The organism is Ruminococcus sp. CAG:330, from assembly GCF_000437175.1.
GTDB lineage: Bacteria > Bacillota > Clostridia > Oscillospirales > Ruminococcaceae > Ruminococcus_C.
This window is the reverse complement of the sequence record NZ_FR898087.1, coordinates 25,763-50,870: the sequence shown is the minus strand read 5'-3', so window position 1 is coordinate 50,870 and position 25,108 is coordinate 25,763. Positions and strand designations below refer to the sequence as shown.

The following is a 25,108-nucleotide window of genomic DNA, read 5'->3' as shown; positions in this document are numbered from 1 at the left end:
GTTCCACCTGCATCGGGTATCGTCTGGCAGAATCGGCAGGACACACCATTGTTCCGCCGATGCCCTCCCTGATCCCGCTGGTGACGGAGGAGAACTGGTGCCGGGATGCCATGGGGCTGTCCCTGCGGAACGTCACACTCCGACTCTATCGGGGCGACCGCTGCGTTTTTGAGGAGCTTGGCGAAATGCTCTTCACCCACTTTGGCATCTCCGGTCCGCTGGTGCTCAGCGCAAGCGCCATGATGCGCAAGGGCACGCCGCAGGACTATCGGATGGAGATCGACCTGAAGCCGGGACTGACACCGGAAAAACTGGATCGCCGCATCCAGCGTGATCTGAGCGAAGCTCCCAACCGTGATGTGGGGAATCTGCTCCATGCGCTGCTGCCGGCAAAGCTGATTCTTCCGGTGCTGAAGCAGTGCCGCATTGCGCCGGACACCAAGGCAAACAGCCTGACACGCGTGCAGCGCCAGACGCTTGGCAGCGGTATCAAGGCGCTGCCGCTGCACATCCGTGCGTTTCGCCCCATTGACGAGGCGATCATTACACGGGGCGGTGTCTCGATTCGGGAGGTCAACGCCAAGACCATGGAGTCCAAGCGCTGTCCGCACCTGTACTTTGCCGGCGAGATTCTGGACGTGGACGCCTATACCGGCGGTTTCAACTTACAGATCGCCTTTTCCACAGCGTACTGCGCCGGCGCATCCATGGCGCTGGTGGAATGAGCGTCCGTTCTGCATCACACATTTCATAATTCTAAAATTGATGATACACATAAGGAGTTTTACAGTATGAAAACGATTAACATTGCCATCGATGGCCCTGCCGGTGCCGGCAAAAGCAGCATTGCACGGGAAGTGGCTTCTCAGCTTGGATTTGTCTACGTGGACACCGGCGCACTCTATCGTGCGACAGCACTGTTCTCGCTGGAGTATTCCACACAGGAAGAGTTTCTCAGGGCGCTGGAGGATGACTGCCACCTGGAGCTGAAGTACTTCGGCGGAACACAGTGCATCTTCCTCAACGGCGACAACGTCACCGAAAAAATCCGCACGCCGGAGATCTCCATGAAAGCGTCTGAGATCTCGGCGCTGCCGGAGGTGCGGGCGTTCCTGCTGGAGACCCAAAAGGACATCGCACGGGAATTCAACGTCATCATGGACGGCAGAGATATCGGCACCGTAGTTCTGCCGGATGCCGATCTGAAAATCTTCCTGACGGCATCGGCTGAGGAACGTGCCAGCCGCCGGTACTTAGAGCTGGAGGACAAGCCCGATGCGCCCACCTATGAACAGCTTCTGGAGGAGATCAAGCAGCGGGACTACAACGACACCCACCGGAAGATCGCACCGCTGAAGTGTGCCAAGGACGCCGTACGCATCGACAGCACCACCATGGGCTTCCACGAGGTTTGTGAGGAGATCATGGATCTGGTGGAGGATCGACTGGATCTGGAATGACGTTCCCAAAGGAGGTGATTTCTTGCCGTATCCCATTGTCTTTTTCTTTTACCGCATCGCCTATTATCTGGTGCGGATCGCATTTTTCTTTTACTACCGCATTTCCTTTGAGGGACGGGAAAATGTCCCCAAGGGCACCGCTGTCATCTTCGCCTCCAACCACCGCAGCTATCTGGATCCGGTGCTGGTGGCAATGGCAGCGCCCCATCCGTTCAACTTCATCGCCAAAGAACCACTGTTCAAAAACCCCGTCTTCGGCGGCTTTATCCGGCTCATGGGCGCATTCCCCACAGCGGATGCCAAGCACCCCGACTACGACATGCTCTCAGAGGCCACCAAGCGGCTGGACAGACGGCGCCACCTCACCATCTTTCCGGAGGGTACCCGCCACACTGACGGCAAGGTGGGCAGAGGCAAAAGCGGCGTCTGCGTTCTGGCGGCACGCAGCGGAAAACCGGTTGTCCCCATCGGGCTGATCTTCGACTCCAACAATCTCCACTTCCGCAGCAGGATCTGCGTGCGTGTGGGCAAGCCCATCTATGCCGCAGACTACGGACTGAACGCTGACTCCAATCCCTACGAAATGCACGCCATGCGGAAGGACATCATGGACAGCATCAAATCCATGGTGGAGGAAAATCCGCCGTTCCCCATTCTCCACGATGTGCCGAAACACCGCACGTCCATCGAGATCGCACAGGACAAAAAGCGTGCCGCTCTGGAAGCGCAAAAAAAGGCAGCGCAGTCTGCCGACACCACGGAGGAGTGATCGCATATGGCTGAAATTACTGTCGCCGATTCCGCCGGCTTCTGCTTCGGCGTAGACCGTGCCGTCAAGCTGTGCTATCAGGCGCTGAAAACATACCCCAAGGTCGCCACCCTCGGTCCCATCATCCACAACCAGAGCGTGGTGGATGACCTCAAGAAAAACGGCGCACGCATTGTGAACGCCATCGCCGAGCTGGAACCGGACGAGTGCGTAGTCATCCGCTCTCACGGTGTCAGCCGCAGCGTTTACGACCAGCTGGCAGCGTGCGGCAATCCCTATGTGGATGCCACCTGTCCTTTCGTGGCAAAGATCCACGACGTTGTGGAAAAACATACGAAAAATGGGGACATTGTCCTCATCGCCGGAGATGCAAAGCATCCGGAAGTAGAAGCCATTGTTGGACATTGTAACGGCAATTGCTTTGTTTTCGAAAGTGAAAAAGCTCTGAACATTCTTTTTCAAAAAAATCCTGATTTTCTGCATAAAAGACTTGCAATTGTTGCACAAACAACGTATAATATATTAGTATGGGAAAAGTGTTTAGAAGTTCTTCCCAAGGACAACCCAAACATTATGGTTTACAATACAATCTGCCGTGCCACACAGGTGCGGCAGTCCGACGCGGACAAACTCTCCCGCAAATCAGATTTAATGATTATTGTGGGCGGCAGGCACAGTTCCAATACCGTAAAGCTGTTTCATGTCTGCAACAGAAACTGTAGGTCTTATCATATTGAGAATTCGGATGAGCTTTACACTTTAGACCTTTGTAATGCCGAGAAAATCGGGATTACGGCCGGCGCGTCCACACCGGCACATATCATTAAGGAGGTTCAGGAAACTATGACTGAAATTATGGATGGAAATACTCTGGAGGAAGGCGCTTCTTTCAAGGAAATGCTGGATCAGTCCTTCAAAAAAATACATACAGGAGAGAAAGTCAAGGGTACTGTTGATGCGGTAAGCAACACCGAAGTTACAGTAAACGTTGGCACCAAGCACACCGGCTATGTGCCGCTGAGCGAGCTGACTGACGACCCGTCGGTAAAGCCGGCTGACATTGTCAAGGTCGGCGACGAGCTGGATTTGATCGTCCTGAAGGTAAACGACCAGGAGGGTATTGTGACCCTGTCCAAGAAGAAGGTCGATGAAATGAAGGGCTTTGAGGAGATCATCAAGGCAAAGGATGAGGGCACTGTTCTGGAGGGCACTGTAAACGCAGCTGTCAAGGGCGGCGTCATCATCACTTACGCTGGTGTGCGGGTATTCATTCCGGCATCTCAGAGCGGTCTGCCCCGTGGCGCAGAGATGGATACGCTGGTAAAAACCAAGCAGCGTTTCGTCATTCTGGAAGTCAACGAACACCGCCGCAGAGCAGTTGGTTCCATCAAGGCTGTTGTAAAGGCTGAGAAGGACGCTGCAAGAGAGGCATTCTGGGAAACTGCTGAAATCGGCAAGACCTACAAGGGCGAAGTAAAGTCCCTGACCAGCTACGGCGCATTCGTAGATCTGGGCGGCATCGACGGTATGGTTCACATCTCCGAGCTGTCCTGGAAGCGCATCAAGCACCCGAGCGAAGTTGTCAAGGTTGGCGACTATATCGAAGTATACATCAAGGATCTGGACAAGGAGAACAACCGGATTTCTCTGGGCTACAAGAAGCAGGAAGACAATCCGTGGGAGAAGTTCAAGGCAACCTACAAGGTTGGCGACGAGATCGATGCAACTATCGTTTCCATCACTCCGTTCGGTGCATTCGCACAGATCATTGACGGCGTAGACGGTCTGATCCACATTTCTCAGCTGGCTGACAAGCGTGTTGAGAATGTCAAGGACATCGTTTCCGTGGGCGACGTTGTCAAGGTAAAGATCATCGACATCGACATCCCGAACAAGCGCATCAGCATTTCTATGCGTGCACTGCTGGATGACGAGGCTGACGCTGGCGAGGATGAGGAATAATCTCCCCTTTTCCGGTAACGAAAACAAATAAAAGAAACGGCAGTACAGCGTTTGGCTGTACTGCCGTTTTTGCGTTCCCGCTTATTTTTCCGTGGCATCGATCCAGCGCCACGGCATATTTTTCCAACGCTCTCCGGCGTAGTCAATTCCCACCCGCACATCGGTTCGGAGAGGCGGCCGGTATCCGTCATCGGCAATCCAAAGCACCGGACTGGTGACGAAGCTGCCGCCGTTGAATGTCCCGTCGATTTGCAGGAACTTCGTCAGCTTTGCCGGCCCGCTATGCACTGCGCCGGCACGAAGCAGCACGCCCTGCGGCTGTTCTTTTTCGCCGGTGATGACGTTCATCAGCCAGTGGATGCCGTAGCAGAGATAGACGTAGATGACACCGCTCTCCCGATAGAGCAGCTCTGTGCGCGGCGTGCGCCCCTTGGAGGCGTGACACGCCAGATCCTCCTGCCCGCGGTATGCCTCTGTTTCAGCGATGCGCTCCCATAGCAGCGTGCCGTCCGGCAGCTGACGCACCAGCAGCTTTCCCACCAGCTCCGGCGCAACTACCAGACAATCCCGATGGTAAAACGATTCGGTCAGACGAATGGGTGTCATAAAATCCCCCTCTATTCTGCGATGATACATTGATACAATTTCAAATACTGCCCCTCTTTCAGCGTGATGGGAACAGAATCTACAACGGTGCCAGTCGATGTGTCATACAAACAGCCGGACTCCACGATCACAGGTGCAACGCTTCCAAGCGATGTGTAAACGCCATATAACGGATACTGATCTTGATTTTCCTTTTCCATGGGACAAATGTGATATGTTCCAGGCTCGATATCCCGTCCCACACAGAACATGCCGGAGTGCTTGGTGGGATCGTTGGGAACGTTGTTCTTTGTGATATCATAGCAATTTGCCCACGAAAAGCTGAAATATGTGCCCTCTTCCAATTGCACAATGGCAGAATATTCATGCCATCCCTCACTCAGTTCCTGTTCTTTCTCTCGATCTGCATAGATGCCGGCATAGAACAAATGATCCGTTTCTTCCGGGTCAGAAACGACTACATATTCCCCTGCTGGGATCTCTTCTCCGACCAGATACGTTCCGGCGGAAAACACACCGCTCTCCTGCATTTTTTCCAAGACCACTGCATCATTCTCAACGATCTTCGGAGAGGCGTCTTCCATATATCCCATTCGTATTGCTGCGATCACCGCACCAGCCACAAGGATCACCGCTGCCAATATGCACCACAGCCAGACGTGCTTTCGTCTTTTTGCCGGAACAGGTACATTGTTCTCCACTGGCATCTGACAATATTCACACACATTCCGATACATCGGCGCACCGCAGTGCGGACAAACTCGTTTCATGCTCTTTTATTCCTCCGTCACACACTGCTGCTCCGGCTTTACATACAGGGTATGCTGGTTGGAAAAGATCACCATTCCCGGCTTTGCGCCGGCGGGCTTTTTCACGTAACGCACAGCACAATAATCCACCGGCACCTGCGCCGAATCCCGTGCCTTGCTATGATACGCCGCCAGCTGTGCTGCCTCTTCCAGCACCTTCTGCGTTGGCTCTTTTCCGCCGGTCTCCAGAATCACGTGGGAACCGGGGATGTTCTGGGTGTGCAGCCAGATGTCATTTTTGTTGGCGGTTTTCAGAGTCAGCTGGTCGTTCTGGCGGTTATTCCGTCCCACCAGAATCCGTGTTCCGTCCGATGCCGTATACTCCATGGGCGGCAGAGACTTGGGCGGTTTGCCCTTGCGCCGCAGCAGGCGCAGATAACCCTGCTCCGCCAGCTCCGCACGCAGCTGTTCCAGATCGTTCTCATTTTCCGCACGGCTCAGCGCATCCAGCACGCTGTCCAGATACATCAGTTCCTCCCGTCCCTTGGCAATCTGCTCCGTCAGAATCTTCTCCGCCGTGCATGCTTTCTTATACGCCTGATAATAGCGCTGGGCGTTCTGCGGCGGCGTCAGACGGACATCCAGCGGAATGTGTACTGTGGGACACTCCGGCTCGTAGAAGTCCTCCAGAACGGCTTCTGTGTCGCCCTTGTGCAGACGGTAGAGGTTGGCGGAGATCAGGTCTGCCTTTCGGCGGTCGTCATCCTTTTCCGCACACGCCTCCAGATCTGCCGACTGGGTGGCGATCCGGCGCTGAATCCGCTCCGTGGCGTGGAGCAGCAGGTGGAACAGATCATTGGCACGCTGTTTCAGGCGTGCAGCGTGGTCACGGCTGGCGAAAAATTCGTCCAGCAGCGCACAGGCGGAGGGCATGGTCTTGGTTACCATCAGTGCGCCGTACTGGTGCAGCGGCAGGAACGAGAAGTCCTTGGGCTGCCCCTCCCGCGTGCTGACCATGGTGTACACCTCGTTCCCCTGTTCCAGCAGTTCCCGTGTTCTGGCGATGGTGTAACAGAGCCGGTCTTTCTGGTCGTCTGTGAGGGACTCCGCCCGGCAGGGCTGTCCCTTTCCCGCATAGTATGCCCACTCCCGCACCAAAACCGGCGAAACACCCTCCAAGGTTTGCAGCAGCGCCTTGGAAAGTTCTCCCGTCTTTTGGGAGAGCACCGCCAGAATCTCCGCCGGCGGTGCCTCCAGGAAGTTCAGACGGTCGTCCCGTGGCGGCATCTCGTAGGGCAGCCCCGGCAGCACCAGCCGCTTGCTGGACATGGTGGCGTCCACACGCTTCATGCTGTCGATGACAATGCCGTTTTCATCAATGAGAATGAGGTTGGAGTACCGCCCCATGATCTCCACGGCAAGCGTCAGCTGCACCACATCCCCCAGCTCATTGATGCAGGAGAAATCAAAGTACAGCACACGTTCCAGCCCATCCTGCCGGATTGCCAGCAGTTTGCCGTTTCCCAGCCGTTTCCGCAGAAGCATGCAGAACATGGGGGGTGCCTTGGGGTTTTCCACAGCGATTTGCGTCAGGTGAACTCTCGCCCGATCGGCAGCGCAGGAAATCAGTATCTTTGCGCCGCCGCTCCGGCTGCGGAATGCAAGGATCAGTTCTTCCCGTGTGGGCTGGTGAATTTTCTCAATGCGTGCGTCGATCCACGGCAGAAGCTCCTGCCGTACTGCGTGTAAATATGCGCCGTCTAATGCCATGTGGTACTCGTCCTTTCTCGTCTATTTCTCATGCTCATAAATCACAACTCCATCCCGTGCAATCTCCTCCAGCAGCGACGGCTGAACCGGTTCATCCAGATTCACCACGTCAAACAGCAGCAGCGTTCACACCTCTTCGTCCAGATCCAGCGCAAATCGGGGAATGTCGCCGCCGGAAACCGCCAGATCAATGTCGCTCTGCTCCCAGTTATCACCTCTGGCACGTGAGCCAAACAGAATTACCTTTTGAATCCCGTGCTCCTTTGCCAGCTGGATGATCTTCGTTTCCACACGCTCGGATATGTTCTTCATCTGGCATCTCCCTGCGGCTTGTCCGCCGGAGCAGACGCTGCAACTGCCCGATACTGTAAAATTTCAAAGGAGATCTGGGTAGACAGGCTCTCCAGCTGTTCCAGACGGGCGTGCTCCTCCCGTCCGGTCTTATAGTAATAGGGCGTCATCTGGAACAGGTTCTGGATGTCCGCCGGATTGTCCAGCTTCAGCCAGCCGTCCACATACTCTGCCTGAATCAGTTCGAAGCCATCCAGCGCATAGTCCCGCACGGCATTGGGATAGGGCACGTCATAGATCGCCTCTTTCAGCCCCCACAGATGCTGCTGCCCCGGAATCACCATGAGCATGGTGCCGTTTTTCCGCAGCACCCGATGATACTCCTCGCCGCAGTATGGCGCAAAGATAGTCATGAGCATGTCACAGCAGCGGTCTGCCACCGGCAAATGGTACACACTCCCCACGGCAAAATGCCCGCCCGGACAGCGCTTTGCCGCTGCGTCTGCTGCACTCTTGGAAATATCCACTCCATACACCTGCATGGGAAGTGCAGCCTGTTCCAGCGCCCTGGACACGCCCTCAGTATAATACCCCTCACCGCAGCCGGCATCCAGCAGGACACCGCCGGCTCTGCCGTAGCGCACCGCCGCTTTTTCCAGCGCCTGCAACAGCGGCGCATAGTGTCCCGCATCCAGAAACCGTTTTCTGGCACGCATCATCACGGCGTTGTCTCCCGGATTCTTGGCGTGCTTCCGATTGGCGGGAAGCAGGTTGACATAGCCGCTGCGTGCCATATCGAACGTGTGCCCCTGGGCACAGCTCCAACACTTTCCCCGATGCTGCATAAACGAACCGCACACCGGACATTTCCAGATACTCATTGTTCTTCCCCTCCTGCACAAATTTCAGCGGGATCTGCGCCTGCCTGCGCAATCACCGTGACCTCCGGATGCGCTGCCCGAATATGCGCCGCCAGAATCTCTGCGGCAAAGCGCTCTGTCCCGTAGTGCCCGCAGTCGAACAGCGCCACATCCGAAAACTCCGCCGCATACCAGCGGTCGTGCTTGATATCGCCGGTAATCAGCGCATCGCAGCCCTGTGCCGCAGCCAGTTCCAGCATAGAGGCAGCAGAACCGGAGCAATAGGCGATCTTCCGAATGGGCGTTTCCTTGGCGGAATACCGCACGGCTCCGCCGAACACGCTCTGGAGCTGCTGTGCCAGCGCCTGCGGCGTCCACGCCCGTGTACTGGTATCCGTCCATCCAAAGCCTCTGCCGTCCTTCCAGCACGGTTCCAGCACGTCTGTGCGCCCTTCCAGCGACAGACGTTCCCGCAGCAGCGTGTGAGCGTAGGCATTCAGCCCCTCCGGCGCCATGTCCAGCGGCGTATGTACGCAGATCGCTGCGATCTGATGGGCAGCCAGCTGGTACACCGGATGCTGCACCGGCAGCGCCTTGAGGGGAGAAAAAATTACCGGATGGTGGGAGACAATGAGCTGAACGCCCTGTGCGGCCGCCTCGGCAATGACGCCTTGGGAAATATCCAGCGTCGTCAGAATTTTCTCCGCCGGCTGTGTGCCTGCGCCCGCCAGCAGTCCGGAATTGTCCCACGACTCCTGCGACGCAAACGGTGCAAATGCATCAATGGTTTCATAGATTTCCTGAACAGTTGTCATCTTGGATTCCTCCCCAATTTTGCCGCAGTTTCCTCCGCCAGGGACTCCCACAGCGAATATTCCGGCACGCCTGCCTGTTTCAGCTGCTGCGCCAGTTTCTGGAAACGCTTCAGCTTCCAGCTGGCGTAGGCGCTGGCACACGGTTCCTGCCAGTCAATGCGTCCCACTTCCTGTTCCAGCAATGTCAGCGGCTGCGGTGCAGCTGCGCTTCGCACATCCAGAACGACGTAAAACTTCCCGCCCTCTGAAACTACCTGTTCCGTCCAGTCAAAGCCGTTTTTGGCGAGCCACTGGCGCAGAACGGGCAGCTTGGTCATGGGCTGTAAAATCAGGTGCACCTGCGCCCGCCACGGACAGTTTTCCAGAATGTGCACAATGGTTTCTCCGCCCATTCCGGCAACCACCACATCAGTGATGCCCTCCGGGAGCACCTGCTCCAGCCCGTCGCACAGAAGCAGTTCCGCACGTGCCAGAACGCCGGCTTCCGTCAGCGTGCGCCTTGCCGCCTCCAGCGGACCGGCGTGGATGTCCGTGACCACCGCACGGGGGCAGCGGTTTTGCCGGAGCAACTCCGCCGGCAAATAGGCGTGATCCGTTCCCACATCGCAGACAACACCGCCCTCTGTCACCAACGCTGCACAGGCAGCCAGCCGTTTTGTCAGCATATTTCACGTCATCCTTTCCATGTATCAACTAAAGGCAACCCCGCACAAAGACCGCCTGACAGCTATCTTACGCACAAGCTTTGTACGGTGTTGCCGAAACAAAAATTGCCCCGCCGTGGAACTACCTTTTGGACGGCAGAATCACACGGGGAGCAATTCGAAAAAACAGGGTTACTGTACATCACCGGCTGCGATCTGCTTGTTGAGTTCTTCCAGCAGTTCTTCCGGATCGATGCCATGCACCATGCAGGCTTCTTCTACCGTTTCGCCACGAGAAGCCGGACAGCCCAGACAATGCATGCCGATTGCCATGAACAGCGGAGCTGTCTGCGGTGCAATGTCCAGAATATCACCAATGATGGTTTCCTTTGTAATCGTTACCATACTCGAAACACCTCCAGTCTGGCTGCAATGTGCAAAAATAGCATACCCAAAAGAGATACGCTTATGCAAAGACAGGCACGGCACGCTTCCGGCCACGCCTCTCTCTGTCACCTGTTTTGTGCGTTTTCTACGGTGCTTATGCTTCTTCTCTCATCTTTGCGAAGCATGCGCTGCAGTAAACCGGACGGCCTTCACGGGGCTGGAACGGAACTCTTGCCTCGCCGCCGCAGGAATCGCATGTGCCGATGAACATCTCACGCTCCGGCTTGGATGCGCCGCGCTTTGCGTCACGGCAGCTCTTGCAGCGCTTCGGCTCGTTTACGAAGCCTCTCTCAGCGTAAAATTCCTGTTCGCCAGCAGTGAAAACGAATTCCTGTCCGCAGTCCTTGCATACCAAAGTCTTATCTTCGTACATAGTGTAACCTTACCTTTCTCGAGGAGCTTTCCAATGTGCGCCTCGTGCCGGACAATGTCCGGTCTTTCCAATTCATGTGTCCCATTGCAGGGCAAGCGCCTCGCCATGGATCTGCTCCAGTGCAATCACACCACATCGGCCGCCGCAGAATGAAGCTTCCGCCGGGCACGCTGCAATGCGTTATCCACCGATTTCACAGAAAGGTGCAGCCGTTCTGCCGCTTGTGCATACGAAGCCCCTCCGTAAATCAGCATGCAAACCTGATATTCCCGTTTGGATAAACAGTTCAGCATGGTGCAGCAGAGCTCCGCCGTTTCCAGACGGCTCTGCACCACCGAATCCGGTGTGCGCTCTGTGTCCTGCACCAAGGAGAAAGGAGGCATATCTGCCGCCCCCACTGGCAGCGGAATATTCCGGCTGCGCCGGAGCGCAGATACCACCCGATTGGTCACGCATCTGCCTGCATAGGCAGAAAAAGGCACGCCGCGTATGGGATCATACCGACATGCCGCAGAAATCAGCCCCAGAAAGCCTTCCTGCGCGAGATCCTCGGCATCCGCTCCGCCCCGATACTGCCGCACCAGATTCCACACGAAATCGGTATAGCGCAAGATCAGGACCTCCATCGCCTGCCGGCTCTGCCGCGCCAGGAGGGCAAGTTCTTCGTCCGGTAGCTGTTCAAAAGATACCGGCTTCAATTTACATTCCCCTATCGATCCTCGAAATTGTTCAGTTTGCCATTGCTCAGGAAACACCGGCAACGTTCCTCTCAGACCGCCGCTGATGCTTTTTCTATTATACCGAAAAAAGGGCAAGTTGTCAATATGATTCCGAACAATTGTGGATTTTCCTTTGAAAACTGGCATATCTCCCAGTTTTGAGTATCATTTTTCCAGCAACATGCACAGTTCCGGCAGGACACCGCCGCCAAAAAATCCGGTGCATTTCTGCACCGGATCTGGTTCATTCTCTTGAATTTTGCAAAAGCTTAACGGCCGTCCAGAATGTTCAGGATGGCGGTGATGTCATCTCCCAGCGGATCGGAAGCCGGTGCAGCAGCAGCGGGCTGAGCCGGTGCGGGTGCAGGAGCCGGAGCAGCCTGCTGTGCAGCAGCGCCACGGTTTCCGCCAACGTTCACATCCTTTACCAGCGGGTTGTCCACTGGAATCGGCTCTTCCTGTGCTTCCTCCGGCTCTTCCGGAATGGCATCCGGATCTTCCATATCGAAGCCAGCAGCGATAACGGTAATGACCATCTCATCCTGCATGTCTTCCTTGAACGCAGTACCGAAGATGAATTCCACATCCTCTGCTGCCTTGTCTGTAATCATCTTGGTTGCAACATCCACGTCGGAGGAGAGGATATCCTCGCTCATTGCGATGTTGATCAGCAGGCGTCTTGCACCGGCGATAGAGGTTTCCAGCAGCGGGCTTGCGATAACAGCGTTGGCTGCTTCCTTTGCCTTGTCCTTGCCGGAGCCGTGACCGATTGCCATGTGGGCATAGCCTGCGCCCTTCATGATGGTGGAAACATCGGCGAAGTCCAGGTTGATATAGCCCTCTTCCACGATCAGGTCGGAAATGCTCTTCACGCCGGTCTTGAGAACATCGTCTGCCAGTGCGAACGATTCCCGCATGGTCAGCGGCTTGTCCAGACCCTCCAGCAGCTTTTCGTTCGGGATCACGATCAGAGAATCCACGTACTTCCGCAACTCTGTAATGCCCCGTTCTGCCTGCATCATCTTCTGTTCCCGCTCAAAAGCAAACGGCTTTGTGACAACGGCAACGGTGAGGATCCCGGCCTCCTGTGCCAGACGTGCAACGACCGGTGCTGCGCCAGTACCGGTGCCACCGCCCATACCAGCGGTAATGAATACCATATCCGCACCCTTCAGTGCAGCTTCGATCTCGTCCTTGTTTTCCTCGGCGCTCTGTCTGCCGACATCCGGTTTATTTCCGGCGCCACGGCCTTTGGTGAGCTTTGCACCGATCTGGATCTTCGAGGTTGCCTTGGAATTGTTCAAAGCCTTGGCATCTGTATTTACTGCAATATATTCAATATCCTGTACGCCGGAAGACACCATGCAATTCAGTGCGTTTCCGCCGCCGCCGCCGACGCCAATCACTTTGATATTTACATCAGGATCAAAGGAATCCTCATAGATAAAATCAGCCATCTAACATTTCCTCCTACAAAACTTCTGTGACACGCTGTATCGTGCTGTCCGCCGTGTAATTGAAAAGCGGTACAGCAGCTGTGTAAGTTCCCGCAAATATGGAACAAAACCTCTGGAAATACACTTATTATCTTAACACATTTTCGAAAACAATGCAAGCTTTTTTTTGAAATAAATTTGGTTTTTCATTTTCCCACAAGAATTTCCGGCCACACCGCCGGTATTTTTACAAAATTGTACAGGAATGTCGAAAATCGCCTGTACTTTTCTGAAAAAACCGGCAAGTTTACCACTCTTCCAGCGGTGCAGCGGTGGTGGTAGTCTCAGTGGCGGGCGAGATGGGGTTGCCGTTTTCATCGGTCTCCAAAATAGGCATGCCATTCTCATCCGTCGCTGTGGTCGCCAGCGCTGCCGTAGTCTGCTGTTCCACCGCAGACTTGTCCCGATAGGAGCACTGGTGATCCCCGACCATGGAAAGATACCCGATTTTATCCGGCGCAAGCTGATCCAGCACCGTTTCCGCCAGGGTGATCTTATAGTCCAGTTCACTCCAGTTTCCCACTTCAAATTCCACACGGGAGTCAAACACCAGTTTGATATCATACTTGTCAGTCAGATCAACGCTTGTGATAGGATAAGTCAGACCGCCCGCCATCTTCTTGGAGATGGTCTGAAAAATCCGATCTTTCTGGCTGTCCTGCGAGGTGAGCTTCTGACCTGCCTCCCGGGTCGCTGCCTCGTATCCGGTTACCGTGGGGAGGCTGCTGTCCGCATCGGGACTGTTTTTCAGAATCTTTCCGGCAGCGCTCACCTGCAGCGTTCCGCTGTCGTCCACCACATTGAACGCCGAATGGCTGGCTGAAACCGTAATGACCAGCACATCGGGGAATTTCTTCTCCACCTGAACATCCTCCACAAAAACCAGACTGTCCAGAATATTCTGCGCCACTTCCTCTTTGTTCAGACGCATCATATTGTCGCCGGTATGCACGCCGGATGCATGCGCAATTTCATCTTCATTATACTGCTTCGGTTTGTTCCCGCCGACCTCAATGGTGGCGATGTTAAAAAATGCGGTCATGGACAACGCAATGCCCACGCCAGCTACCAGCACGGCGACCACGAGGAAATAGAGTGGCCGCAGCCGGTTGCGTCGGCGCATCCGCTTGGCACTGGTATTCCGCTGGATCTCTGTTTTTTCCACATCCTGCATGGATAAGCTCCCTCCGCTGTTTTCTGTTCCTGTTTCGAGCCTAGATACGAAGTAGACCCTCAGACGGTACATCTTTCCGCACGATCTGTGCGCCCACACTGCGCAGCACAAGTTCCATCGTTTCGTACCCCCGATCGATGTGCGAGATCTGGCGCACTTCGGTGCGCCCCTGCGCTGCAAGCCCGGCCAGTACCATGGCTGCGCCGCCACGCAGATCGGTGGCGGAAACGGCTGCACCGCTCAGCGCACGCACACCGGCAACCACCGCCGTCCTGCCGGAGACGTGAATCCTTGCGCCCATTTTCACCAGCGCATCCACATGGCGGTACCGGTTTTCAAAAATGTTCTCCTCCAGCACGCTCACGCCGTCTGCCAGCGAGAGCATTGCCATGAAAATCGCCTGCGCATCCGTGGGAAATCCCGGATGAGGCATCGTCCGGAGGAACGGCACTGCCCGAAGCCGCCGTGGCGCAAGCAGATGCAGCCGATCCGGTTCCGGATAGAGCCGGCAGCCCATCTGCTCCAAAGTGGGCAGCATGTTCTCCATGGGCTGGGCATCCGTTCCCTTCAGGCAGAGCGTTCCGCCGGTAATGGCTGCCGCACCCAGATAGGTAATTCCCGCAATGCGGTCCGGCATAATGGCGTGCACGCAGCCGTGCAGCCGTTCTGTTCCCTCGATTCGAATGGTGCTCTCACCATCTCCAGAGATCTTCGCCCCGCATTTTCGCAGAAACGCCGCCAGGTCGCAGATCTCCGGTTCCCGTGCCGCATTGTGCAGCACTGTCTCGCCCTTTGCCAGCACGGCCGCCAGCAGCACATTCTCCGTTGCCCCTACTGAGGGAAACGGCAGGTGGATCACTGCGCCGTGCAGCCCATCCGGTACAGTGCAGTCCAGCTGACCCCCACATACGGAAAAGCGTGCACCCATTTGACGCAGCGCCTCCAGGTGCATGTCAATGGGACGGGGGCCAAGCTCGCATCCGCCGGGATACGACACATGACAGGTTCCGGCACGCCCCAGCACCGCCCCCAGAAAAATAATGGAGGAGCGCATCTCCTGCATCAGCGCCTCCGGAATGGTGTCGCTGCACAGCGCCCGCACCTGCACCGTCACGGTGTGTTCCTGAATGGTACACCGCCCGCCCAGATGGGTGAGAATCCGGCACGCTGCAAAGACATCCGTCAGGCGCGGACAATTTTCCAGTGTCGTTTCGCCGTCGCACAGCAATGCAGCGGCGAGGATGGGCAGGGCGCTGTTTTTGGCACCATGTAGAAAAATCTCTCCCTCCAGCGGAACTCCGCCGTCAATGACCAGTTTTTGCAATCCGCATCACCTCTTTTTATTGCCAGTGTATGCAAATTCCAAAAAAATGGTGCAATCGGGGTTATTTTCCCTGCTTCGATGCCGTCAGGCCCTCGATGACCTTCCAGATCCGGTCTGCTGTATCCGGAATTTCCAGTCCCTTGGCGTGCACTGCCATTTGTTCCAGCTTTGCACGGTTCTGGTACAGTTTCTCCACTTCCTGAATGATCCGCTGCGGCGATGCGTCTTTCTGTTCAATGACGATAGCAGCGCCGGCATTGCCCAGAACATTGGCGTTGTGCAGCTGGTGGTTGCCGGTGACAATGGGCGAGGGAATCAGAATCGAACCTCTGCCCACTGCCTCCAATTCTGCCAGCGTCGAAGCGCCGGAACGGCAGATGACCAGATCGGCTGCCGCCAGACAAACGTCCATGTCGTTGATGTACTCCGTGATCCGCAGGCGGTCGCTCTTCATGGGCACGCCAGTCTGCTCCATTGCCTTGGGGAATGTATCCCTGCCCATGCCGCCGTATCCGTGAATGTGGTTGATGGCAAGCCCATTTTTCACGTGCCACGGAATCAGCTCTGCCATTGCATCATTGATGCAGCCGGCACCGAGGCTTCCCCCAAAGGAGAGGATGCACATGCTGTCATCAAAGCCCAGCTTTTTCCGGGCCGCCGCCCGATCGGGATGGGAGATCCCGCCACGCACCGGCAGACCAGTCACGGTATAGGCGCAGTTGGGATGGAGATATTGCAGCGCCTGTTCCACGGTGAGCATGACATGATCCACTTCTTTGGAGAGCATCTTGTTGGTCACGCCGGGGAACGCATTCTGCTCGTGAATGGCACAGGGAATGCCCAGATGTGCCGCTGCATGCAGAATCGGCCCTGCCACATAGCCGCCGGTTCCGATTGCCACATCCGGCTGGAACTGCCGGACGATCTTGCGGGCACGGGGCTGCGAGGTCGCAAGATAATACGCTGCCTTGACATTACGCTTGACGTTTTTCCAGCTCAGCTTCCGCTGAAAGCCGGCGACGTGCATGGTTTCCAGCCGATATCCAGCCTGCGGAACCAGACGTGCTTCCATTCCGTTGGGCGTTCCCACAAAGAGAAACTCCGCCGACGGATCATGTTCCCTGATAATGGAGGCGATTGCCAGCGCCGGATTGATATGGCCGCCGGTTCCGCCTCCTGCCAATAATACTCTCATGCGATACCCTCCTGCTGCTGCATTGCACCTGTCTCCTGAAGCTCTCCCTCTGCGGCAGTGCTCCGCTGCCGTTTTTTCCCGACGTGGTATCGGGTGCGGGAGATGTTCAGCACAATTCCCATTTCCGCCAGCTGTAAGATCAGCGCCGTACCGCCGTAGCTGAAGAACGGCAGACTGATACCCGTGTTGGGGAACAGATTGCTGACAACGGCGATGTTCAGAAACGCCTGAAGTCCGATGTGGGAGGTCAGTCCGATCGCCAGCAGCATGCCGAACTTATCCGGCGCATGGGTGGCGATCTGATAGCCACGGATGACCAGAAGCATGAACAGCAGAACAACGGTCACCGCACCCACAAAGCCCAGCTCCTCGCAGACGATGGAGAACACGAAGTCGTTCTTGGTCTCCGGCAGGTACAGATACTTCTGACGGGATTCGCCCAGCCCCAGACCAAACAGTCCGCCGGAACCAATGGCGATCAGGGACTGGCAAGTCTGCCACGTGTCGTTCAGGCTGTCCGAGAACGGGTCGCGCCACGACTGGATACGCTTTCCGATGTACTCGTAGCTGTCCATCATCAGAAGTCCGATCACCAGCGCTGCACCGATGCCTGCCAGTCCCAGAAACAGGAAGTGTTTCAGGTTGGCATTGCCCACGAAAATGAGGATGATGCAGAGCAGTGTGATGATGATCGTACCGGAGAGGTGGGGTTCCAGAATCAGAAGCGCAGCCACGATTGCCAGTGCCAGCAGCAGCGGCAGCAGCCCTTTTCGGAAGGAGCGCATGTTGTCGTAGTTCTTTTCAATGAAGTAGGCGAAGAAGATGACGATACCGATCTTCATCAGCTCCGAGGGCTGGAAGTTGAATCCGCCGATGTCCAGCCAGCGGGTTGCACCGCCCTCTGTGACGCTCAGCGCCGGCACAAATGCCACGATTGCCAGCAGGATCACCGGAAACACATAGGAGAACACGGCAATCGCCGGTTTCCGGAACACATGATAATCCACGGTGCAGAGAGCGAACATGATGACCAGTCCCACAACGGCATTCTTGATCTGGTTATAGGCGTAGAAAGAACCGGACTTTCCCTCCGCAGTCGCCCACGCATAGCTGGCGGAGAACATCATGATGATCCCGATGACCAGCAGTGCAATGACGATCAGAAAAAACGCCACATCCACTTCGCCATAGCGCACGTTGCGCTGCCACAGCGGCAGATTAAACCAGCGCTTCTTTTGTGATTTGACAGATGTCTGTTCTGCCATAATGCAACCTCCTTCTCGCCGTTCCGGCCGCTCAGAGTGTAACCAGCAGCAATCCAACTGCGCCGGCGATCAGACCGAACAGAGAAAACGTGATAACGATTTTATATTCACTGAATCCGCTCATCTCAAAATGATGGTGAATGGGCGTCATCTTGAAGATACGGCGTCCCTCGCCGTACTTCTTCTTAGTATATTTGAAATAGGTGACCTGAATCATCACGGAGAGCGCCTCCAGAATGTAGACCAGCGCCACCAGAATCAGCACCAGATGCTGATGCGTTGCCAGTCCCACTGAGGCAACGGCTGCGCCGAGGAACATGGAACCGGTGTCACCCATAAAGCACTTTGCCGGATGCAGATTCCAGACCAGAAAGCCCAGACAGCCGCCTGCCAGCGCCATGGTGAACAGGGTGTAGCTGGTCATTTGCAGCCGGCTGCAAATCAGGGTGAAGATCAGCATTGCCACCAGCGTCACAGTACCGCAGAGTCCGTCTACGCCGTCCGTCAGATTGACGGCATTGGTCAGGTAGAGGATCACCAGCACCATCACCGGATAGTAGAACCAGCGGATGTCAAACCGCACGAACACCAGATCAATGGTAGTACTGCGGTCGCCCAGCCAGTACATGGCTGCCAGCCAGAGAATGGCTGCCACCACCTGAAGCACCAGCTTCTGTTTCGGGGTCAAACCCTCGTTCTGTTTCTTTGCCACCTTGGCAAAGTCATCGATGAAGCCGATGATACCGAACAGCAGGCAGAAGATCACGCAGCTCATGACACGGAGCGCCTCCCGATTGCCGGAGATCGCCGTGACATCCACGCTGCTGGTCATACGGTAAACGGCATAGCCCGCTGCCGTTGCCACAATGCTGCCCACAATGAACAGAATACCACCCATGGTGGGAGTGCCCTGTTTGTTGGCATGCCACTTGGGACCAAATTCCACCTTGATGGGCTGCCCGAATTTCAGTTTATGCAGCCAGGGGATGAGTGCCTTTCCGCCCAGCGCTGCCACCGCAAACGCCAGCACTCCTACAAGTACATTAATCCAGAACGGCATTTTCAGTTTCCTCCCCTTGGTCAAAAATCATATCGATGCAGTCCTCCAGATGCATGCCGCGGCTCGCCTTAAAGAGCACAGCATCTCCCGGACGCAGATAGCTCCGAATGACACGGCACAGTTCCCGCCGATCCTCGGTGTGGTAGACCGATACTTTCTGCATGGCTGCCCGCTGGGCAATGTAGAATGCCTCCGTGCCCAGACAGAACAGAGCGTCCACTTCGCTGGCTGCTGCCATATCGCCCACCAGCGTGTGCAGCTGGCGGGACATCTCGCCCAGTTCCAGCATGTCGCCCAGCACGGCAATGTGCCGTCCCTTACAGGGAAGTTCCCGCAGAACCGTCAGCGCTGCCTTCATGGAATCCGGGCTGGCGTTATAACAGTCTGCGATAATGGTATATGCACCCCGATGTGAAATATTCTGGCGCATGCCCACGGTCTGATAGCGCTCCAGCGCTGCGCAGATCTTCTCCGGCGCAATGCCCGCCTGCGTTCCCACACAGAACGCTGCCAGCGCATTCATGACGTTGTGGTCTCCCACACAGCGCAGCATTGCCGGATACTTCTTTCCGTCTGCTGCCGCAATGGTAAACGTGGTGGAATCTGCATTCCGCACCACATCCTCTGCCCGGACATCCAGCTTCTCAGCGTGCATGCCATAGGTAATCACCGGACGGGACAGGTTGCGCTTCAGGGGTGCCAGCAGGGCATTGTCCCCGTTGACGATAAGCGGCGCATCGGCTGCCATGCCGTCCAGAATCTCCAGCTTTGCCTGAAGAATGCCTTCCTGTGTCTTGAGATTCTCAATGTGGGAATAGCCGATGTTGGTGATGACACCCATGGACGGCTCTGCGGTGCGGGAAAGGCGGCTGATCTCTCCGAAGTGGGACATGCCCATTTCAATGACAGCTGCGGTGTGCTGCTCCTCCAGCTGCATCAGCGTCTTTGGCAGCCCGATCTCGTTGTTCAGGTTGCCCTGTGTTTTCAGCGTGCAGAACTGGGATTCCAGCACGCAGGCGATCATTTCTTTTGTAGTGGTCTTTCCCACGCTTCCGGTGACACCGACCAAAACCGGATGGAACTTTTCCCGATAGAACCGTGCGATTTTCAGCAGCGCCCGTCCGGTGTTTTCCACCACCAGACAGGGGCAGCCTTCGATGGGCTGTTCCGTCACGGCAGCCACGGCTCCGGCAGCAATTGCCTGCGGCACAAAGTCGTGGCCGTCGAACCGCTCCCCCCGCAGCGCCACAAACAGGCAGCCCTGCGGCAGGTTACGGGTATCCGTACTCACGCAGGTGATCTCGGCTTCCACCGGAATCTCACACTGCAAAACATCTTTTAATTCTGACAACATCCATGCTTTCATCCATCTGTCCCCCTTATTTTTTACCGCTTCGGCACCAGCGGCAGGCAGTCCCGTACAATTTCCCGTTCGTCCATGTGGATGTGCACGCCGCCGGCGAGCACCTGATAATCCTCATGACCCTTTCCGGCGAGAACGATCACATCCTCCGGCTGGGCAAGCTGCATGCTGCGTAAAATGGCTTCCTTTCGGTCAACCACCACTTCATAAGGCACATCGCTGTCCTCCAGTCCTGTCAGGATGTCGGCGATGATCGCCTGCGGTTCTTCATCCCGGGGATTATCCGAGGTGATCATCAGGAAATCGGCGTACTTTGCCGCTGCTGCTGCCATCTTCGGGCGCTTTGTGGCATCCCGATTTCCCCCGCAACCGAACAGGCAGATCAGTCTGCCCCTGGTGTACTCCTTAACGCTGCGCAGGATGTTCTCAATGGCATCCGGTGTGTGCGCATAGTCGCAGATCACGGTGAAATCTCTGCCGGTGGGGATGACCTCGCATCTGCCGCGCACGCCGGTGCAGGTTTCCAGTCCCGCCAGAATCCGCTTCATGGGCATGCCCAGAGAAGCGCAGGCTGCGACTGCTGCAATGGCGTTGGACACGTTGAACATACCGGTCAGGTGCAGATTCACCTGATAGGACTTTCCGGCATTGCACAGCCAGAAACGTGTGCCGTCTGCCCGAAGCTTGATGGCGTCGGCATAGTAATCGGCGTGGCTGCTGCTGCCATAGCTGCACTTGGGGCAGCTGATCTCCTCATACAGCCGTCTGCCGTAGGCATCGTCTGTATCAATGACAGCATTGTCGCACCGCTGGAACAGCAGCTTCTTTGCCTGATAGTAATTTTCCATGGTGCCGTGGTAGTCCAGATGATCCTGCGTCAGGTTGGTGAACACGGCGGTGTCGAAGTGCGTCACGCCAATGCGCTCCTGCACCAGACCGAAAGAGGAAACCTCCATGACCACGTAATCGCAGCCGGCCTCTGCCATCTGCGCATACAGACCCATGAGGTCGTAGACGAAAGGCGTGGTATTGTCGGTATGCACAATCTTGTCGCCGATCTCGTTCTGGATCGTGCCGATCAGACCGACCCGATGCCCTGCCTCGGTGAGGATGTGTTTGATCAGGTTGGTGATGGTCGTCTTTCCGTTGGTTCCGGTCACACCCACGAAATGCATCTTTCGCTCCGGATGTCCGAACCAGGCGGCACAGAGCTGTCCGTACAGCTTCCGTGTGTCGTCTGTGAGAATCTGCCGGTCGCCCAGTCCCAGATCGTGGTCTGCCAGCACCGCAGCAGCGCCGCTCTCCAGCGCTTTTCCCGCAGCATTGTGTCCGTCAAAATGCTCTCCGCGAATGCAGGCGAACAGCATCCCCGGCTTCACCTTACGGGAATCATCTGTCAGACCGGTGATCTCCATGTCCGGCAGGTTTGTCTTTGCATACTCTTCCAACAATGCATATAACCGCATTTTCATCCCATCCTTTCACACTATCTCCGTTTAATCCGACTGCTGACTCACGGACAGCGTCAGGGTAATGGCAGTTCCACGGGGCACGACCGTTCCGGCCTCCTCCGACTGGTACTGCACCAGAGCACCGGATTCCGATGCCGATGACCCGACAATGGCGTAGTTCAGGTCGTAGTAAGTCATGGTCTCGTTGACCTCTGCGGCAGTCATGCCCACCAGATTCGGCACCTCGATGGTATCACCGCTGTTTCCGCCGACCTCGGTATACAGAATCACCTTTCCGCCCTTGGTCACGCTGGTGCCGGTGGAGGGCGACTGGGAGGCAACGGTTGTGCCGTCGCCCACGACCTCGTAAGTCAGGCCCAGCTGTGCCAGTGTGGACTCTGCCGAAGTGATATCCGCACTTTGCAGATAGGGCACGGTCACAGTGGAATCGGTGTCCTCGCCGTCGGAGTACTCCGGATAGAAGCCCATTGCCGGCAGGATCTCCTCCATGATATCTCTTGCATAGGGCACAACGACCTGAGAACCGTAGTAGCCGATCTCCTTGTTCGGTTCGTCCGCCATAATCAGCATAATGACCTCCGGATCATCCGCCGGCGCAAAGCAGCAGTAGGATGCCACATACTGGCGGTCGTCTGCCGTGGAAGTGTCCAGCTTTTCCGCAGTACCGGACTTACCGCCGATGCGGTAGCCCTGAATGTAGGCGTTATGAGAGGGGTTGTTGTTGACAACTGCCTCCAGCTGTTCCCGCACAATGGCGGAGGTCTCCTCCGACACGATCTGCCGCTTTACCTCTGTCTCGTTTTGCAGCACGATGTTTCCGTTGGAATCCACCACATGGTCTACCACATGCGGCGTTACCATATAGCCGCCGTTGATGGCAGCCGAATATGCAGTCACCAGTTCCATGGCGGTCACCTTATTACACTGACCGTATGCCGCAGAGGCAAGGTCAACGATGTTCATATCATCGCCGGTGACGCTGTAGCTGACTGCCTCGCCGGGCAGGTCGATTCCGGTCTTTTCCGCCAGACCAAATCCCTCAAAATAATAGCTGAACTTATCGATGCCGATGCGCTGCCCGATCTCGATGAACGCCGGGTTACAGGAGTTGGTCAGCGCCTGTGTAAAGGTCTGTGCGCCGTGTCCAGCAGTGTTGGAGCAGCGAATGGTCGCATCTGCCACCTGAACCTGCCCCGAACAGTAGAAACTGTCGGTCTCCATATTGATGAGGTTTTCCTCGAAAGCATCCGCCGTGGTGACGATCTTAAACGTCGAACCGGGGTAGCTGATCTCGCTGATGACCTTGTTCTTCCACTGGGTTTCCCGTGCGGTGGCGTAGGCGGTGCTGTACTCGCTCTCCGGCAGTGCTGCCAGTTCCTGCGCCGTCTTGGTGTCGTAAATCTCCGACGGGTTGTTCAGATCAAATGTGGGGTAGGTCGCCATAGCGTAAACAGCGCCGGTCTTGGGGTTCATGATGACACCGCAGGCACGCTCCTTTACCTCAAACTTCTCCACCATCTCCGCCAGACTCTTCTCCAGATAGTACTGAATGGTGGTGTCCAGTGTCAGGTAGAGGGAGTCGCCGTCCTCGGCATCGTAGGTGGTGGAATACCGGTAGGGCATTTCCTCGCCGTTGGCAGCCTGCGCCGAGATAACACGGCCATCCACGCCGGAGAGGTAGTCGTCATACTGATATTCCAGACCATACTGTCCATCGCCGTCGCCATTGGTAAAGCCGATAACCGCTGCTGCCAGTTCATTTTGCGGATAGTACCGGCGTGTGGTCGCCTCGGTTCCGATGAAGCTGAGGTTCAGCTTTTCGAAATACGCCGTGATCTCATCGGTCACGTTCTTTTCCACCTGTGTTTGCAGCACATAATAACGGCCGTCTTTTTCGAAAGATGCCTCCACTTCCTCTGTTTTAAGTCCCAGCTTCTCCGACAGAAAATTGGTGATGGAGGTTTTCAGCTGATCCACATCCACCAGATTGTCAGCGGTTTCGTTCTCTTCCTCAGCAGCCGACTTTTTCTTGTCGTTGGCGTCCTCAATGGACTTCATCTCCTCCCGATACAGGGTCGGGTCTATGTAAATGTTATATACTGTCGCACTCCACGCCAGCGCCGTGCCATTGGCATCGTAAATTGCGCCACGGTTAGCACTGAGCGTCATGGTTCCGAAGTGATAGTTATTCGCCATTCCCTCGTATTTGCTATTGTCCACCACGGACACCACAAACAGGCGGACGATGACCGCAGCACAAAAAACTGTCATCAGACCCAAAACGCCCTTATTGGTGCGGTTCCGCATCCGAACGGTCGCAGAAACCTCTGCTTTTGTCTTTTTCTTTTTGGATTTGTCAGTGTTTCCTCTCAGCAGCCGCATCCGGCACTCCTCCCAGGTCAATCGCACACCGAGCGCAAACCGCCCGGCAGGTTTCACGCATCTGTCCCGCACTTCGGGAACAGACACAACATTGTTTCTCCATAATAGAATCAGGCAGGGAATCGAACACAATTACCCCGCCTGTCATGAACCGTCCATTTCCGGAAACAGCATCTGCCTCCCAGACGGGAATTTCCGTTTCTGCGGCAGTCGCCCGCCGCAGAAGGTCGTCAGAATCCCACCGATTTTGCAAACAGCATCTGTCCGATGCCGCTTCATCTGTGCGCCATCGGGTTTCTCTGACTCCGACACCCGAATATTATCTCTTGCCCATGTCATTTATACTAACGGCACGCATAGTTGCGTCGCAGTGATGCAGTTCGCCGAAAGTACCACCAATTGCTGAACGGGAGCTTGATTTCAATCCCATTCTATGCGGCTTATCCACGGAGATATGCCACAACATCCTCAAATTTATGCTTAATTTTCACAAAAATATTCTGATCCTCTGCCTCAATGGTCACCGCATCCTCGGTTTGAATATCCACATACTGAATCTGCGACTGGTGCAGCTTCTGCATGCCAAGCCGATTCTCTGCATATTCTTTGATGTTGCTAATCGAGGCCTTGCTCTCCAATTCCGTCTGCATCCGCACATTTTCGCTGCGCAGGACATTCAGCTGCGAATTGGCAGTAGAGATGTCAGAATACACCTCATTCAATTGTGCATTGCTGTTGATTACCACGCTGAACAGCACCAACGCTAGAATCCCCGCAATAAAGATCTTAAAAGCGACACCCCGTTTATTGGGATCGATCCGGAACACAAAAATTCCTCTGGTGGGGATTTTCGGCTCTTTCTGTTCCTCCGAACGTTCTTCCAGTTCCTCATTTTCCGGATTCAGCATGAAA

The 25,108-nt window shown here is 55.7% G+C and carries 24 protein-coding genes (1 of these 24 only partly in view); 4 read left to right on the top strand and 20 right to left on the bottom strand.

Translation table 11 applies throughout. The features are described from left to right. The 4 genes from QZL66_RS10185 to QZL66_RS10170 all read left to right on the top strand — a co-directional run. A protein-coding gene (locus QZL66_RS10185) for an NAD(P)/FAD-dependent oxidoreductase (RefSeq protein WP_022411611.1) crosses the window boundary here: on the top strand, positions 1-725 show its 3' portion. 562 nt of this gene lie to the left of the window's left edge; only the last 725 of its 1,287 coding nucleotides appear in the window; its start codon lies off the left edge, out of view; its stop codon occupies positions 723-725. 66 nt (positions 726-791) lie between these two features. Further along, positions 792-1,460, top strand: coding sequence for a (d)CMP kinase (gene cmk / locus QZL66_RS10180; protein WP_022411610.1), 669 nt, complete (start codon positions 792-794; stop codon positions 1,458-1,460). Positions 1,461-1,482: 22 nt separating this feature from the next. After that, positions 1,483-2,229, top strand: coding sequence for a lysophospholipid acyltransferase family protein (locus QZL66_RS10175; RefSeq protein ID WP_022411609.1), 747 nt, complete (start codon positions 1,483-1,485; stop codon positions 2,227-2,229). Between the two features lie 6 nt (positions 2,230-2,235). Next, entirely contained in the window at positions 2,236-4,191 is a 1,956-nt protein-coding gene (locus QZL66_RS10170) for a bifunctional 4-hydroxy-3-methylbut-2-enyl diphosphate reductase/30S ribosomal protein S1 (protein WP_022411608.1), read from the top strand. 81 nt (positions 4,192-4,272) lie between these two features. On the opposite strand, the gene QZL66_RS10165 is transcribed toward QZL66_RS10170, so the two are convergent. The 20 genes from QZL66_RS10165 to QZL66_RS10070 form a co-directional block, all read right to left on the bottom strand. Further along, positions 4,273-4,797 carry a DNA-3-methyladenine glycosylase gene (locus tag QZL66_RS10165; RefSeq protein ID WP_022411607.1) on the bottom strand — a complete coding sequence of 175 codons (525 nt, stop codon included), beginning with the start codon at positions 4,795-4,797 and terminating at the stop codon, positions 4,273-4,275. A gap of 11 nt (positions 4,798-4,808) precedes the next feature. After that, complete coding sequence (locus tag QZL66_RS10160; protein WP_022411606.1) at positions 4,809-5,567, bottom strand: hypothetical protein; 759 nt, start codon at positions 5,565-5,567, stop codon at positions 4,809-4,811. Between the two features lie 6 nt (positions 5,568-5,573). Further along, positions 5,574-7,316 (bottom strand): Rqc2 family fibronectin-binding protein, encoded by a 1,743-nt coding sequence (locus tag QZL66_RS10155; RefSeq protein WP_022411605.1) that lies wholly within the window; start codon positions 7,314-7,316, stop codon positions 5,574-5,576. Positions 7,317-7,442: 126 nt separating this feature from the next. Continuing rightward, positions 7,443-7,628 carry a nucleotidyltransferase family protein gene (locus QZL66_RS11985; RefSeq protein ID WP_022411604.1) on the bottom strand — a complete coding sequence of 62 codons (186 nt, stop codon included), beginning with the start codon at positions 7,626-7,628 and terminating at the stop codon, positions 7,443-7,445. Beyond that, entirely contained in the window at positions 7,625-8,488 is an 864-nt protein-coding gene (locus QZL66_RS10145; protein WP_022411603.1) for a putative RNA methyltransferase, read from the bottom strand. The genes QZL66_RS11985 and QZL66_RS10145 overlap by 4 nt, the downstream gene beginning before the upstream one ends. After that, positions 8,485-9,282 (bottom strand): Nif3-like dinuclear metal center hexameric protein, encoded by a 798-nt coding sequence (locus QZL66_RS10140; protein ID WP_022411602.1) that lies wholly within the window; start codon positions 9,280-9,282, stop codon positions 8,485-8,487. The genes QZL66_RS10145 and QZL66_RS10140 overlap by 4 nt, the downstream gene beginning before the upstream one ends. Beyond that, on the bottom strand, positions 9,279-9,947 hold the full coding sequence (locus QZL66_RS10135; protein ID WP_022411601.1) for a class I SAM-dependent methyltransferase: 669 nt from the start codon (positions 9,945-9,947) through the stop codon (positions 9,279-9,281). Before QZL66_RS10135 ends, QZL66_RS10140 begins: the two co-directional genes overlap by 4 nt. Positions 9,948-10,118: 171 nt before the next feature. Next, complete coding sequence (locus tag QZL66_RS10130; RefSeq protein WP_022411600.1) at positions 10,119-10,331, bottom strand: DUF1858 domain-containing protein; 213 nt, start codon at positions 10,329-10,331, stop codon at positions 10,119-10,121. Positions 10,332-10,467: 136 nt separating this feature from the next. Then, the gene (locus tag QZL66_RS10125; protein WP_022411599.1) at positions 10,468-10,746 is read right to left on the bottom strand and encodes a zinc-ribbon domain containing protein; all 279 of its coding nucleotides are present in this window, start codon (positions 10,744-10,746) and stop codon (positions 10,468-10,470) included. Between the two features lie 125 nt (positions 10,747-10,871). Further along, entirely contained in the window at positions 10,872-11,372 is a 501-nt protein-coding gene (locus QZL66_RS10120) for a sigma-70 family RNA polymerase sigma factor (RefSeq protein ID WP_293614986.1), read from the bottom strand. A gap of 362 nt (positions 11,373-11,734) precedes the next feature. Continuing rightward, positions 11,735-12,922, bottom strand: a complete 1,188-nt coding sequence (gene ftsZ, locus QZL66_RS10115; protein WP_022411597.1) for a cell division protein FtsZ — start codon at positions 12,920-12,922, stop codon at positions 11,735-11,737. Between the two features lie 286 nt (positions 12,923-13,208). Then, positions 13,209-14,135 carry a cell division protein FtsQ/DivIB gene (locus QZL66_RS10110; protein WP_022411596.1) on the bottom strand — a complete coding sequence of 309 codons (927 nt, stop codon included), beginning with the start codon at positions 14,133-14,135 and terminating at the stop codon, positions 13,209-13,211. A 40-nt stretch (positions 14,136-14,175) separates the two neighbouring features. After that, entirely contained in the window at positions 14,176-15,459 is a 1,284-nt protein-coding gene (murA, locus tag QZL66_RS10105; protein WP_022411595.1) for a UDP-N-acetylglucosamine 1-carboxyvinyltransferase, read from the bottom strand. 61 nt (positions 15,460-15,520) lie between these two features. Next, the gene (gene murG / locus QZL66_RS10100; RefSeq protein ID WP_022411594.1) at positions 15,521-16,654 is read right to left on the bottom strand and encodes an undecaprenyldiphospho-muramoylpentapeptide beta-N-acetylglucosaminyltransferase; all 1,134 of its coding nucleotides are present in this window, start codon (positions 16,652-16,654) and stop codon (positions 15,521-15,523) included. Next, positions 16,651-17,919: a putative lipid II flippase FtsW gene (gene ftsW / locus QZL66_RS10095; protein WP_022411593.1), complete on the bottom strand. Its 1,269-nt coding sequence runs from the start codon at positions 17,917-17,919 to the stop codon at positions 16,651-16,653. Before ftsW ends, murG begins: the two co-directional genes overlap by 4 nt. 31 nt (positions 17,920-17,950) lie before the next feature. Further along, the gene (mraY, locus tag QZL66_RS10090) at positions 17,951-18,979 is read right to left on the bottom strand and encodes a phospho-N-acetylmuramoyl-pentapeptide-transferase (protein WP_022411592.1); all 1,029 of its coding nucleotides are present in this window, start codon (positions 18,977-18,979) and stop codon (positions 17,951-17,953) included. Continuing rightward, positions 18,963-20,345, bottom strand: a complete 1,383-nt coding sequence (murF, locus tag QZL66_RS10085) for a UDP-N-acetylmuramoyl-tripeptide--D-alanyl-D-alanine ligase (protein ID WP_022411591.1) — start codon at positions 20,343-20,345, stop codon at positions 18,963-18,965. The genes mraY and murF overlap by 17 nt, the downstream gene beginning before the upstream one ends. Before the next feature lie 20 nt (positions 20,346-20,365). Continuing rightward, a complete protein-coding gene (locus QZL66_RS10080) occupies positions 20,366-21,808 on the bottom strand; it encodes a UDP-N-acetylmuramoyl-L-alanyl-D-glutamate--2,6-diaminopimelate ligase (protein WP_022411590.1) in 1,443 nt (480 codons plus the stop codon). A gap of 30 nt (positions 21,809-21,838) precedes the next feature. Continuing rightward, a complete protein-coding gene (locus QZL66_RS10075) occupies positions 21,839-24,196 on the bottom strand; it encodes a penicillin-binding transpeptidase domain-containing protein (RefSeq protein ID WP_022411589.1) in 2,358 nt (785 codons plus the stop codon). Positions 24,197-24,636: 440 nt separating this feature from the next. Next, positions 24,637-25,104 (bottom strand): hypothetical protein, encoded by a 468-nt coding sequence (locus tag QZL66_RS10070; RefSeq protein WP_022411588.1) that lies wholly within the window; start codon positions 25,102-25,104, stop codon positions 24,637-24,639. Between the last annotated feature and the right edge of the window lie 4 nt (positions 25,105-25,108).

Coding starts and splice junctions, on each gene's coding strand:
- cmk (WP_022411610.1), top strand. CDS start 792: ATGAAAACGATTAACATTGCCATCGATGGCCCTGCCGGTGCCGGCAAA.
- QZL66_RS10170 (WP_022411608.1), top strand. CDS start 2,236: ATGGCTGAAATTACTGTCGCCGATTCCGCCGGCTTCTGCTTCGGCGTA.
- QZL66_RS10165 (WP_022411607.1), bottom strand. CDS start 4,797: ATGACACCCATTCGTCTGACCGAATCGTTTTACCATCGGGATTGTCTG.
- QZL66_RS10160 (WP_022411606.1), bottom strand. CDS start 5,567: ATGAAACGAGTTTGTCCGCACTGCGGTGCGCCGATGTATCGGAATGTG.
- QZL66_RS10155 (WP_022411605.1), bottom strand. CDS start 7,316: ATGGCATTAGACGGCGCATATTTACACGCAGTACGGCAGGAGCTTCTG.
- QZL66_RS11985 (WP_022411604.1), bottom strand. CDS start 7,628: ATGAAGAACATATCCGAGCGTGTGGAAACGAAGATCATCCAGCTGGCA.
- QZL66_RS10145 (WP_022411603.1), bottom strand. CDS start 8,488: ATGAGTATCTGGAAATGTCCGGTGTGCGGTTCGTTTATGCAGCATCGG.
- QZL66_RS10140 (WP_022411602.1), bottom strand. CDS start 9,282: ATGACAACTGTTCAGGAAATCTATGAAACCATTGATGCATTTGCACCG.
- QZL66_RS10135 (WP_022411601.1), bottom strand. CDS start 9,947: ATGCTGACAAAACGGCTGGCTGCCTGTGCAGCGTTGGTGACAGAGGGC.
- QZL66_RS10130 (WP_022411600.1), bottom strand. CDS start 10,331: ATGGTAACGATTACAAAGGAAACCATCATTGGTGATATTCTGGACATT.
- QZL66_RS10125 (WP_022411599.1), bottom strand. CDS start 10,746: ATGTACGAAGATAAGACTTTGGTATGCAAGGACTGCGGACAGGAATTC.
- QZL66_RS10120 (WP_293614986.1), bottom strand. CDS start 11,372: ATGGAGGTCCTGATCTTGCGCTATACCGATTTCGTGTGGAATCTGGTG.
- ftsZ (WP_022411597.1), bottom strand. CDS start 12,922: ATGGCTGATTTTATCTATGAGGATTCCTTTGATCCTGATGTAAATATC.
- QZL66_RS10110 (WP_022411596.1), bottom strand. CDS start 14,135: ATGCAGGATGTGGAAAAAACAGAGATCCAGCGGAATACCAGTGCCAAG.
- murG (WP_022411594.1), bottom strand. CDS start 16,654: ATGAGAGTATTATTGGCAGGAGGCGGAACCGGCGGCCATATCAATCCG.
- ftsW (WP_022411593.1), bottom strand. CDS start 17,919: ATGGCAGAACAGACATCTGTCAAATCACAAAAGAAGCGCTGGTTTAAT.
- mraY (WP_022411592.1), bottom strand. CDS start 18,979: ATGCCGTTCTGGATTAATGTACTTGTAGGAGTGCTGGCGTTTGCGGTG.
- murF (WP_022411591.1), bottom strand. CDS start 20,345: ATGAAAGCATGGATGTTGTCAGAATTAAAAGATGTTTTGCAGTGTGAG.
- QZL66_RS10080 (WP_022411590.1), bottom strand. CDS start 21,808: ATGCGGTTATATGCATTGTTGGAAGAGTATGCAAAGACAAACCTGCCG.
- QZL66_RS10075 (WP_022411589.1), bottom strand. CDS start 24,196: ATGCGGCTGCTGAGAGGAAACACTGACAAATCCAAAAAGAAAAAGACA.
- QZL66_RS10070 (WP_022411588.1), bottom strand. CDS start 25,104: ATGCTGAATCCGGAAAATGAGGAACTGGAAGAACGTTCGGAGGAACAG.